Source organism: Desulforhopalus sp. IMCC35007 (assembly GCF_005116575.1).
GTDB lineage: Bacteria > Desulfobacterota > Desulfobulbia > Desulfobulbales > Desulfocapsaceae > Desulforhopalus_A.
The window spans coordinates 17,150-29,387 of sequence record NZ_SWCN01000007.1 but is presented as its reverse complement, the minus strand read 5'-3'; the positions used below and the strand labels follow the sequence as shown (position 1 = coordinate 29,387).

The 12,238-nt window shown below is 41.5% G+C and carries 10 protein-coding genes; 7 read left to right on the top strand and 3 right to left on the bottom strand.

The features are described 5' to 3' along the window. Nucleotides 1-797 precede the first annotated feature (797 nt). The 5 genes from FCL48_RS09055 to FCL48_RS09035 all read left to right on the top strand — a co-directional run bounded on the left by FCL48_RS09055 (nt 798) and on the right by FCL48_RS09035 (nt 6,374). Nucleotides 798-1,748: a MoxR family ATPase gene (locus tag FCL48_RS09055; protein WP_136871950.1), complete on the top strand. Its 951-nt coding sequence runs from the start codon at nt 798-800 to the stop codon at nt 1,746-1,748. Then, a complete protein-coding gene (locus tag FCL48_RS09050) occupies nt 1,745-3,091 on the top strand; it encodes a DUF58 domain-containing protein (RefSeq protein WP_136871949.1) in 1,347 nt (448 codons plus the stop codon). The genes FCL48_RS09055 and FCL48_RS09050 overlap by 4 nt, the downstream gene beginning before the upstream one ends. Then, a complete protein-coding gene (locus FCL48_RS09045; protein ID WP_136871948.1) occupies nt 3,088-5,079 on the top strand; it encodes a transglutaminase family protein in 1,992 nt (663 codons plus the stop codon). Before FCL48_RS09050 ends, FCL48_RS09045 begins: the two co-directional genes overlap by 4 nt. Before the next feature lie 383 nt (nt 5,080-5,462). Beyond that, the gene (gene parA, locus FCL48_RS09040) at nt 5,463-6,089 is read left to right on the top strand and encodes a ParA family partition ATPase (protein WP_169309150.1); all 627 of its coding nucleotides are present in this window, start codon (nt 5,463-5,465) and stop codon (nt 6,087-6,089) included. Between the two features lie 9 nt (nt 6,090-6,098). Further along, nucleotides 6,099-6,374 (top strand): hypothetical protein, encoded by a 276-nt coding sequence (locus FCL48_RS09035; RefSeq protein WP_136871946.1) that lies wholly within the window; start codon nt 6,099-6,101, stop codon nt 6,372-6,374. Nucleotides 6,375-6,919: 545 nt separating this feature from the next. Here the strand turns inward: FCL48_RS09035 and FCL48_RS09030 are convergent. The 3 genes from FCL48_RS09030 to FCL48_RS09020 form a co-directional block, all read right to left on the bottom strand. Further along, on the bottom strand, nt 6,920-7,768 hold the full coding sequence (locus FCL48_RS09030; protein ID WP_136871945.1) for a MerR family transcriptional regulator: 849 nt from the start codon (nt 7,766-7,768) through the stop codon (nt 6,920-6,922). A 102-nt stretch (nt 7,769-7,870) separates the two neighbouring features. Beyond that, a complete protein-coding gene (locus tag FCL48_RS09025; protein WP_136871944.1) occupies nt 7,871-8,137 on the bottom strand; it encodes a hypothetical protein in 267 nt (88 codons plus the stop codon). Between the two features lies 1 nt (nt 8,138). Next, nucleotides 8,139-9,230: a hypothetical protein gene (locus tag FCL48_RS09020; protein ID WP_136872100.1), complete on the bottom strand. Its 1,092-nt coding sequence runs from the start codon at nt 9,228-9,230 to the stop codon at nt 8,139-8,141. Nucleotides 9,231-10,023: 793 nt separating this feature from the next. Here FCL48_RS09020 and FCL48_RS25745 point away from each other — a divergent pair. Then, nucleotides 10,024-10,638, top strand: coding sequence for a BMC domain-containing protein (locus FCL48_RS25745; protein WP_136871943.1), 615 nt, complete (start codon nt 10,024-10,026; stop codon nt 10,636-10,638). 74 nt (nt 10,639-10,712) lie between these two features. Then, a complete protein-coding gene (locus tag FCL48_RS09010; protein ID WP_136871942.1) occupies nt 10,713-12,215 on the top strand; it encodes an aldehyde dehydrogenase family protein in 1,503 nt (500 codons plus the stop codon). Nucleotides 12,216-12,238: the final 23 nt, after the last annotated feature.

The following is a 12,238-nucleotide window of genomic DNA, read 5'->3' as shown; positions in this document are numbered from 1 at the left end:
CTTGATCACCTTTGCTCTCAAGAGCTCATCAGTACCAGTGTCACTTTTTTATCAAACCTGGTATGCCTTGAATCTTCCTCCAGGCACCTCAGTGCAATAGCAGTGTTGATAAACTCCTTTGATACCTACCGACCGAACCTTCAAAGCTGCTGTTGATACTTAAAATGGAGTTACCGTATATATGGTATACAAAACTCTTTCTGCTCAGCCGAAAAAGATAGCAGGAACGAGCGTAAATCTTCTACCGAAGAAGCTGGATTTTTAGTCGACTGCAGGAAAGGTGAGGGCGTCTCCCGTGGCGACACGGGTTGATTCCAACAATTGACTACCTGTTGTGGTTTTAGAATATCCCCATTATGCGACATAGAGATAACCCAGACAGCCTAACCATCTGATTGCAATAACTACAGCGACCACTACCAATAAAGACACAATTGCAAATGGCCCGTGGATATTCGACACAACTCCCAAGCAACCTGTAGATTATTTCGTATAGAACCAGAGACAACAATCTATTGTATAATGCGAGTGGTTAGAGTTACCCAGGTGTGAAATTGTCCGATACAAAATAACTCAAGACAAAAAGAACATAAAAAACAAATAGGCTTATAATGTCTTTTCGGTCTCAAGCAGAAAGTACTCACAATTATCCTTCGAACTCCTGTATGGAATTATGAAACTCTATACACTAGACTACTCGCTCAAGTGACCAAGATCAACCTAACACAAATCTTCTCTATGAGGGTTGGTTAGAACAAATCAAGAATACAAGTCGTCAATTAATCCTGGATGAACAAATGGAAAAAACAAATATTAAAAATGCAGTTGATAGGTACTCGCTTTTACTGAAAAATATTCAGAAGGTGATCAAAGGCAAGGAGCAAATGATCAAAATGCTTCTTGGTGCTTTTTTTTGCGGTGGACATGTACTCCTCGAAGATGTTCCGGGTACCGGCAAAACGACCCTTGCGAAAACACTCGCGAAATCAATTGGAACGAATTTCAAAAGAATTCAGTTTACCCCTGATCTTCTGCCATCTGATATCATTGGTGTCTCCATCTACAATCATCAGGACAACAATTTCGTTTTTCACCCAGGACCTGTTTTCACAAGTATTCTCCTCGCCGATGAAATCAACAGGGCCAGTCCAAGGACACAGTCTGCTCTTTTGGAGGCAATGGGAGAAAAACAGGTGTCAGTGGAAGGAGAGAAAAAAATGCTGAACAACCTTTTTTTTGTCATTGCAACAGAAAATCCCATTGAATCCCATGGCACCTATCCTCTGCCTGAATCACAAATGGACCGCTTTATGATCAAGCTTTCACCGGGATACCTCGAGCGAGACGAGGAAGTTTTAGTTATCTCAGAGCAACTGATTGGGCATCCGCTCAACAGCACCTCTCGAGTTCTGGGTGAAGAAGAGATCTTTCAGGTGATGGATACGATACAGACAGTTCGAATATCGGAGGAATTGCGCTACTACATAGTCGATATAATAAGAACAACCAGGAACAGTGAGCATGTTACTGTCGGTGCCAGCGTCAGGGCATCACTGGCCTTGATGAAAATTTCCCAGGCTCTCGCTCTCTTTGACGGACGTGAATTTGTTATTCCGGAAGATATCCAGGAGGCTGCCGGACCGGTTATCGGCCACCGCCTTCAAATCATACCGCAGGCAAAGTTTTCAGGTATAACTCCACAGATTGTCATGGAAAAAGTGCTAAGTGAAATAAAGATACCTACATGAGCAAGCATCTTTATAAATTGTATAAACATACCCAACGTTGCAAGGAGTGGGTTGCATCCCGGTTTACCAATATGGGCAGACTTTTCCTGTTCATCCTTGGCATTGCATTTCTCTTTGGAATCAACGTCCAGAGAACAATGATTTATCAAATACTCAGTATCGCATCAGTCCTGCTCATAATCTCCTTTGTCTGTTCTTATAGATTCCGGATAAAAGTAAAAATTGAGAGGAATTTACCTAAAACCTGCATTGCCGGAAGAGAACTGCGATACAATGTTCAAATAGAAAATCTGGGAAAAAAAACTCACAGCGCTATCTATTACCGCGAACAGAGCTCCAAAATTCTGCCAAGCTTTCTTGAATACTCTTCATTCACAGAAGATGGAGAGGAACAACGTAATCTTTTTGACAGAAAGATGGGCTACTACAGATGGCTTTCTCTCATTCATATAAACAACACATTTCAGTGCATTGATCAAGAACTGCCAGACCTGGCTGCCGGCAAAAAGATAGAAAGTACAATCTCACTTCTGCCCTTAAAACGTGGGACTATTCACCTGGAAGGCTCAACCCTTAGCCTCGTAGATCCTTTTGGTCTCTGCAAGCGTCAAGTCTTGTGCCAAAGCCCTGCAAATGTCCTTGTTCTTCCAAAACTCTATTCTGTTCCAAAACTTTACTTCCCAGGTTCCAGAAAATATCATCAGGGGGGGATAACTGCAGCCCAAAACCATGGAGATTCAAGTGAGTTCATCTCTTTAAGAGAATATACCCATGGTGATCCAATCAAGTATATTGACTGGAAAGCAACAGCACGGGTTGGAAAGCCCATTGTCAAACAACACAAGGACGAATATTTCTCACGATACGGTCTGATCCTTGACAGCTATGTAGCCAGAAGTTACAGCCAGATTTTTGAGGAGGCTGTTTCTGTTGCAGCCTCCATCATGATGAATCAGGACAACAGTGAAGCTGTCCTGGATCTCTTTTTTGTGGGCAGGAAATGCATAACCTGCAGTGTCGGAAGAGGCTTAACTGACCAACAACGCATGCTCGAAATTCTGGCATCTGTGACCACCAGCCAGAATCGAAAATTTAAAGAGATGACAGCTCTTGTGAAACATCATTCTTCTCTTCTTTCAGGAGTCGTTCTGATCCTGATCGATCTCGATGAGGATCGAAAAGAGCTGGTCGACTATCTTATCGCCCATAAAATACCTTGTAAGCTCATTATTATGGTTGATAGCAATGGGAAATTCACAGGAAAAACAGATACATTAAACGTGGATTTCTCCTTCACAGAGATCAATATTAACCGGATGGAAGAGGACATCACACTCTTATGAAGGTTCCACCACTTATCACAGGTGCAGCTCTTTTGTTCTGGGGTAATGAAACTAATGCTCTTTTTATCGCCACTATTCTTGCGCTGTTTATTGAAGGGTCACATCTCGTTAAAACCCGCTACACACTAAAACGCAGCGATTTTATAAATATTTCTGATCTAACATCTCTGGCGTTTATGGCCTCAGTCGCTCTCATTTTACTGAATTATGAGCCCATTGGTTTTTTACGTATAACGACAAGCTGGCTTCCCCTTACCTTATCTCCCCTGATTATTTGCCAGCTCTACTCCACAAGCGATAAGATTGTTATCGGTACAAGGTTAGGCAAACAGCAGAACAACGAGTCACTTAAACCTCTGGATTTTAGACCCTATTACCTTACGGTGTGTCTCTTTGCCGCAGCAACCGGAAATAGTCGCTCTCTTTGGTTTTATCCGGTACTGAGCGTACTTCTCATCTGGCTGCTTTTCCAAAATAGAGGTCGCTCCTACTCTCTACTATCATTTTTTCTTCTTATAGGAATTTCCCTGGGACTCGGATACGGCTCAATATTAGGTATTGAAGAAACACAACGTATAATAATAAAAAAAACGCATGGTTTTTGGCGCAACTATTATCGAACAAAAAATAGTGACCCCTTTAAAAGTCATATACATTTTGGAGAAACCGGCCGACTTAAAACCTCTGATGAAATTATCATGCGTGTTGAAGCACCCTCCACTCCACCGCATCTTTTTAAGGAGGCGAGTTATTCTCTTTTTACGAACAAAAGTTGGATTGGGCAAAATAATGATTTTACCTTACTGCCAGCCGTCACTGAGACCACTTGGGATCTCATAGTCCCACCCCACAAACCAGGTACAGCTATCAGCGTGGAGTATGATCTCCCCAAGGAAAAGGGTCTCTTACCCTATCCAAAAGGCGGGTATCGCCTCAAAAGCAATACTATATTTAATATTGAAAAGAATAGTGACGGTATTGTGAAGGTAATAGATGGAACACCGGTTATTTCCTACGATCTTTTTTATCATCCCGAAATGCAACTCACCACGGATTTACCTGGCCCAAGGAATCTTGAAATACCTGAAAGTGAAAAATATGCCCTGCAAGAAGTCATCAATCAGCTTGGAGTATCAACACTTGCAGATCATCAAAAAATAGATGCCATTACTCACTTTTTCCAAAAAAATTTCAGTTACTCTCTCCATCTTGTGGGCAAAGAATCATATGCCACTCCTTTAGGCAATTTCCTTCTGCACAAAAAAAGTGGATTTTGTGAATATTATGCCACCGCAACCACCCTCCTCTTACGTTTATATGGCATTCCAAGTCGGTATGCTGTTGGCTATGCAGTTACCGAAAAGAGTTGGCTCGAAAAAAAATATGTAGTCCGAAAAAGGCATGCACACGCCTGGTCTGAAGCATTTATTGCTGGCCATTGGCAGGTCGTTGACACCACTCCATCCAACTGGGTGGAAGAAGACCAGGAACTCTCTTCTTTTTTCACAAAGCCAATGGATATCTTTTATTTTATTCGCCATCAATACAGACTCTATCAAGTCGGCAGTGGTGTAGACAATACTTTGATTTACTCGATCGTTATCATCGTACTGACATTTATTTTGTTTTTTCGCATTTATCGTCGGATGAAAATTGAACAGGCCTCCTCAGCTAAAGAGAGGATTAACTTTCGTTCGTTTGACAAAATTGTCTCTCCATTTACACCAATCATGGATGCGATCATGCAGTCAAAAGAACATCAACGGGATAACGAAAGCTTTGTGGAATGGATTCTCCGTTTAGATATCTTTCCCAATCTGAATTCTTGTGAATTTGAGGAGCTGTATCGATTGCATCTGCAGATGCGATATGATCCACGAGGCCTTGATGACCATCAACTCACACAATTGCGTCAAGGCTCTGAAAAATATTTAACCATAATTGAACATGCCCCTTCCATTCATTCATCTCAAGCGTCAAAGCGTTGATGTGGAGTCCTGGCATATGGCGAGACTATTTATTATATGGGGCCTTCCAAACTCAAATAATTCAAAAACGAATCACCGTTTGCTTATCTGTAAAAATACTGTATGCCTGTTGATGCAACCCAAAAGCCCATAATGGTATCAGACTCTGTTGCAAAGTATATCAGGTAAACTATCTGATAAAAAGATGTTCCTTTGCAACCGTAGCTCAAAGCTTCGCTACTCTTGTGAATTATAGAGAAATCAACGTAAACAGACCAAAAATCCGGTTAGAATGGCGAGTGAGTTTACAAAAATACAAATATAGCTAAAAAACAGATAAAAAAATATTATATAATATTATTAAATATAGTAAACTGAATACAACTTCAATGGGAGGAGAAACAGTGATTGTAACGGTTGGTAATACCAAGGGTGGGGTTGGCAAGTCGACTATTTCTGTCAATCTTGCCGTTGAATGTGCCCGAAACGGTCAAAAGGTTTTGCTCATCGACACTGATCCCCAGGGATCCGCTGTAGCATTTCGAGCGGAGCGAGAAGCTGACGATATCCATGCCATAGCCCTCATCACAGATAAGCTCCACAAGGATGTCCTGGGATTCAAAGATGCATTTAGCACTATCATCATTGACGCCGGAGGAAGAGATAATAAGGTTTTTCGATCAGCAGTCGCTGCTTCTGATCTTTTTCTGCTGCCTGTTTTACCGAGTCAATTTGATGTTTGGGCGGCAGAGGACAGCGTGAACGTCTTTAAAGAAATCAAACCCTTTAATGGCATGAAAGGCCAGATGATCTTGAATATGGTGAGGTCTAACACAAAAATATCTGTTGAAGCCCAAGCGGCTCTATCCGAGTATACGGATGAACTGCCTCTATTACCACTGAGATTGCATAATAGAGTCGCCTACAAGTCATCGATTAGCCTTGGCCTTGGAGTGAGTGAGTACGAACCAAAAGGCAAGGCTGCTCAGGAAATGAAAAAGCTACATAATATTATATTTAATAATATATAATAATAAACAATGAAAACTAAAAAAAAATTGGTCCCGGGAGCACCTACGAATATTGATGATATTATTGCTGGAGGAACATCGACCCAGTTAGAAGAAAAGGTGTCTTCTGGAAAAAAAGATGGCAGAGGGCGCCCCAAAGGTAAAATTACTAAAAAGGCCTGTATGTTCCGTCTGCCGCTGGATGTAATTGAAGCTATAGATGCCAACTGTGGTGGCAACAAATCAGTGTTTGCAGAGGAGATATTTCGAGATTATTTCAAGCGAAACAGCATAAATATTAAATGATATATTTAATATAAAAAAATATTTATTAATATTATTCAGTGATCTCCGCTTAAGATTTTGCAGAGGATTTTTTGAATCGTTTTCGGCGTTTTGTATTCTGTTTCTGATGCTGTGGGACTGATTCCTCTGCAGCAGATTGCTGATTCGCTCTTATACTGCTGTTGCTACATACAGGCATGCGTATAGGAAAAATACTTAGGGTAAGTCAGTGAAGGCGAAACTGTGAATTTCTGTAAATGCCCCCCAATGCTCCACACCTCATCTACTCATCATCAATCAATTACCAAATGAGGCCGTACATTGTACGGAAGACAAGTTCTGAATGAAATTTCCACTAACCGTTTATAAATACGAATAATGTTCGTAACATTAGTACAACATATTAGTAATTATTCCTTGCGTCTATACAAGAAGAATGTAAAATTTGGAGTCATGCTACATGTCTAAAAGATTCAACAAATATGTAGGGCAGCATTACTGGTACCCAGTGTTTGGGGGAAATGGTTTTTTCCGATCACTGTTAAGCTTGGTGACCAAAACTAAATTCACTTCCCCGCCCCCTTACGTGATGCTTTAATCAAAATTTCGGTTACAAATTTCGATTTATTATTTGTTGTCCAATAGTCAGTGACATATCTTTCAAATGACTCACCATCAAGGACATATCCATTTTCACAGGCCCATTCTTCAATCCTTAAATACGATTCACGAATATTTTCATGCGCTCCTATATGGTAGCAAGACACCATCAGGTGTCCTCCAAACTGATACAGATTCTCATCCCGACATGACATAATTGTTTTCTGCAATAATTTGATATTTTGATCTTCGCCATCAATCCTGTCTTTATAGGAAGAATAGTTGATTATGACCGGACCGGTTATTGCGTTCTCTAACTCTTCAACATGTTTAGTAAATTTAAGATTTATGATTGATGATTTATTATTATTTTCAAATAATTGATCCTGAAAGAGAATACGAGATGGCTCAACAAACTTTATAGACACTTCATGAATATCGTTTTCAATCACTGTTTCTGCTTCTTTAATAAGCTCGTACCAATCTTTTACAGAAATCTGTTTTCTCTGTAAGCTAATTTGCTCTTGTTCGAGTTCGCGAAGTTTTTCCTTAAAACACCGTTGGATTGATTTGAAAACATTTGAGTTGTGCCCCTCAATGAATTCCTTCATTTGTTCAAGAGTAAAACCCATCTGTTTATAATATTTAATTACGGGTACCGCCAGCAGCGATTCGTCTGTATAAAATCTGTAATTATTACAGTCATCTCTTTGGGAGGAAATAAGGTTGATTTCGTCATAATACCGCAATGCTTTTTTAGAAATATTGCACAGACGGCTCATGTCTCCGATGAAGTACTGATCTTTTTTATTCATCGTCAAATCCTTTTTCTATGAGGTTCCAGTTATTATCTACGACAAAAAAAGGGCCAGTCTCATAATGAGACGGCCCTTTTATATCGTTGACACTACATACCGTCAACCCTTTATGTACTTATTAATAGTTGCAGCACCTTCTTCATGTGCGCGGTAGTACACCTTCAATTCATTACTAGCATCCAGCTCAAATCTTGACTCTTCAAGAAGCCCGTTTGCTTCAGCTGTCATCAATGCGTTTATTATCTCTTTCTTATTAAATGCCTTGAACGTTCCATAATGATCTTTCAAAGATTCTATAACTGTGTCTACAGAGCCTTCTTCAATCTTGGTAAACATCTTCAAAATTGCATAGTTTAGAGCCATCATATTACGCTACCTCCTCATTACTTTTTCTGAACAGATCCATTGGATTCATAGCTATGATGAAGATACCAATAACCATGACAACTGCCGCAACCCAAGCAATTGGTGGGATAACCCAGCCATCTATCCCAAAGACAACACCAAGAACGATCCAACAACAGAACGGACCCCAAAATGAGAAGGTACCGTTACAAGACATTCCAAGTGGTGCTCCACACATTGCGTTACCTTTATACCAGTACATAAAAGCTCCGTATGCACTCAGACCTGCAAGAGCGAACCATATAATTGCTTCAGGATCGGTAAATGATTGAACAACCATGCCAAAAGCATTTACATGGGCAATCATACCAAATACAGGAACAAGGATGAAAAGGTTTGAGATACCTGCAGTCACCTGCCGAATGGTAATTCCAATCTCAGGATCAATCATCGAAGTACCATATCCGCAGACACATCCTTCAATTCCCCAACATACAGCGGCAACAAAACCAAAAAACAGTCCAAGCATCAGGTTGTCTGGCACGTTGTCTCCAAGTCCTGTGCTACCGATCATAAAACTTGCAATAAAGCAGATAACAATACCCATCATCATTCGGGAATTCAGCTCTTGCTTGAACCAGACTCGACCTAAGATTGCACCAACGGCCGGACATAGTGCCGCGATAGGAACAACGAGAGAACCTGCCATTTGCAACCCAACAACATAGGCCGTACTCGCCATTGGCCCACCAATAATAGCAGCGGTGACCATAACCATGCCTGGCTTAGTTTTGATGCAGCGGGTAAAGTCACCAAAGCGACCACGCACATTAGCGATACCAATTGCCCATAGAGCACTGCAGGTATCAGTGGTAGCAGCACCAAGTGCCCCAAGTAAATACAACACAGCAAAAGATGATAGTCCTGAATTTTCACCGTACCATTGAAGCCAAACCCCTTTTGACATACCAAGGGTCATAAATGCTGTATAAAACCCATAGCACAGCCCTGAAAACAGAGCGACCATGATTCCTCGACGACGGAAGCTGGAAGCTAATGCTTTTTTAGCAACAATGGCTGCGGGTGTCACCGTACTGGTAGTACCGCCACTCATCGCACCCTCACTCGTTCTTCTTCCAGCAATGATTGCATTATCTGCAACAGATGCTTGCCCCATGGTTTTCTCCTCTTACGATTAAGATTCTATTTCCCAGATTAAAACGGCGTTTTACCAATATAAAATCAACACTAAACCTCACTTTCCCCTCAACAGGAAGGTCACCTTTTATACCCCCTTCCCTTAGGGGGAAGGTCAACGACATTTTTGTCATTTTTGAAGATTGAATCACAATATCGTAAGGAATAAAAACAGTAGATCAGCTCACTAAACACGTATTATCAAATAGTTATGTCATACCTCGTATTATAAATGTTTTTTTTTATCAATTCAAAATAAATTCAATGACGATGGTTCATAGATTGGTCATACCACACGTTTGCCCAACTATAATATGAATCGTTGTATTGCTGGTACGACCAGATCAATACGTACATATATAACTATTTCCATGTGGTTTATTTTTTTCATTTTGTTTTGAAGTCCAAATTTACCCATCAATGTATATGGCTATGAAAAGAGACGGGCTGGAACTTTTTTGAATGTTTAAAAAGCAAACGATAACAATAATCAGTACCATATGACCGTTTTTATGTACTTTTTCCACTTTTCAGTTGTTTTTGCATTTCATTTCAACAAGTTAATACCACCAATAACTTTTTAAAAAATAATTGTTGACTCTCCAGTATGGGCAACGTTGTACATTAGCCCGGTTACTGAAATTTGTTGTGCATACCAATTTTTACAATGCGAACTAATAAAACATTACTGAAATACAGTGGGAGATCATATGAGGTATTATGGCGAAGAGGCACTTGGCCTTATCGAAACTCTTGGAATGGTTCCGGCCATTGGCGGTGCTGATGTTATGTTGAAAACAGCGAATGTAGAGCTGATTTCATACGAAAATATTGGCTCCACTCTCGTCGCAGTAATGGTGAAAGGTGATGTCGCTGCTGTCCAAGCTGCTGTAGAAGCTGGTGCAGCTGCCGCCGCTAAAATTGGGACAGTAACCGCTCAAAATGTGATGCCTCGGCCAATCAGAGCAGTTGCTGATGTTGTTTCAGTCCACGCAATTCCAGATGCCCCTGAAGGAAGTAGCTCTGAAAGACCCAAAGCAATGGGCCTGATAGAAATCTTTGGTCTTGTCTTCGTCCTTGAAGCAGCTGACGCTATGTCTAAAGCAGCTGACGTTACCCTGATAGGATATGAGAACGTTGCTTCAGGTTATATCTCTGTACTCGTTGAAGGTGACGTTGGTGCCTGCCAGGCAGCTGTTGAGGCTGGTGTCAAAGCCGTTGAACAAATGGGCGCCAAAGTACACAGTTCACTTGTCATCCCCACTCCACATCCAGACCTGAAGAAGATTACAAACATCTACGACATCGAAACACTGTTGGCATAAGTTCAGGTCTCCACCAAAGGGGTTGGACATGGTTGCAAGATTGCAAAGGATAAACAGGCAGGAGGAGGTACATCATGATTATCGATAACGACCTTCTTTCCATCCAGTACGCCAGAATTATGGCCGAAAATGCCATGGAAGCGCAGAAGAAACTTGCGACATTTAGCCAGGAAGAACTCGATATAATTGTTGAAGCTACTGTTACTGCTGCAGAACAATATATACACTGCCTTGCAGTCATGTCCCATGAAGAAACCTATGCGGGCAACTGCCAGGATAAATTAACAAAAAACCAATTTGTCTGCAGTCAGGTTAGGAGCCAACTCCGCTCTATGCGTTGCGTTGGAATTATCGACGAAAATCCAACTGAGCGAATTACAGACATTGGGGTTCCTGTGGGGGTTATTGTTGCACTCTGTCCAATGACAAGCCCGGTTTCTACCACCATCTACAAGACCCTTATTGCTCTTAAGTCAGGAAATGCAATCCTGTTCTCGCCTCATCCCAGTGCCACAAAATCGATCATTAGGGTCTTAGATATAATGATCGAGGCTGCTCAGGCAAGTGGTCTGCCAGAAGGTTGTCTTGGTTATCTGAGTCCTGTGAGTAAAAGTGGGACCAGAGAGCTAATGAATCACCCGGCAACCTCACTCGTCATGGTTACAGGTGTACCAGGTATGCTAGATGTTGCACGGGCGAGTGGCAAGCCCGTAATTTATGGTGGAACTGGTAACGGTCCCGCCTTCATAGAACGAACGGCCAACATTGAGCAGGCGATAAAAGACATCATTGCCAGTAAGACTTTTGATAATGGCAACGCTCCATCTGCAGAACAGTCTATAGTCGCTGACGCTTGCATTGCTGATAAAGTGCGTGAGACTCTACACGCCCATAACGCCTACTTCATGACCGAAGAAGAGTCAAACCGCCTCGCCGCACTGTTCTTCTCACCAGACGGACAGCGTAAAAAAGGTATGGTCGGACTTTCTATTGAAGAACTTGCCAGAAGAGCCAGGTTACCACTTCCTAAAAATACAAGCGTTCTGATAGCTGAACGTAAATACGTGTCCGAAAACGATCCATACTGCAAAGAGATTCTGGCTCCAGTTCTCGCCTTATATGTCGAAGCTGATTGGCTGCACGCCTGCGAAAAATGTATTGAGCTCTTATTACACGAACGCAATTCACACACTCTGGTTATTCACTCAGAAGATAAAGAAGTCATCCAACAATTCGCCTTAAAAAAACCTGTAGGCAGATTGCTTGTAAACACTCCTGCTTCGTTTGGCGGAATGGGAGCAACAACAAACCTGTTTCCCTCTATGACACTAGGTAGTGGTTCTACAGGCCGTGGAATCACCTCAGATAATGTATCACCCATGAACCTGATCTATATACGTAAGGTTGGGTATGGGGTTAGACAGCTTGAGTCTCTTGCTGTTCGCCGTATTAACAAAACAACATCCCCTATCGGGAGCATGGATCTCAGTGAAACCTTTGATTCAAAAAAAGTGCAGGCACTACAAAACATCTTGGCAAAAGCAATCAATGCCTTGAACGACCCTGCTGATAAATAGATGAAATGTAACTCTTAATTGGA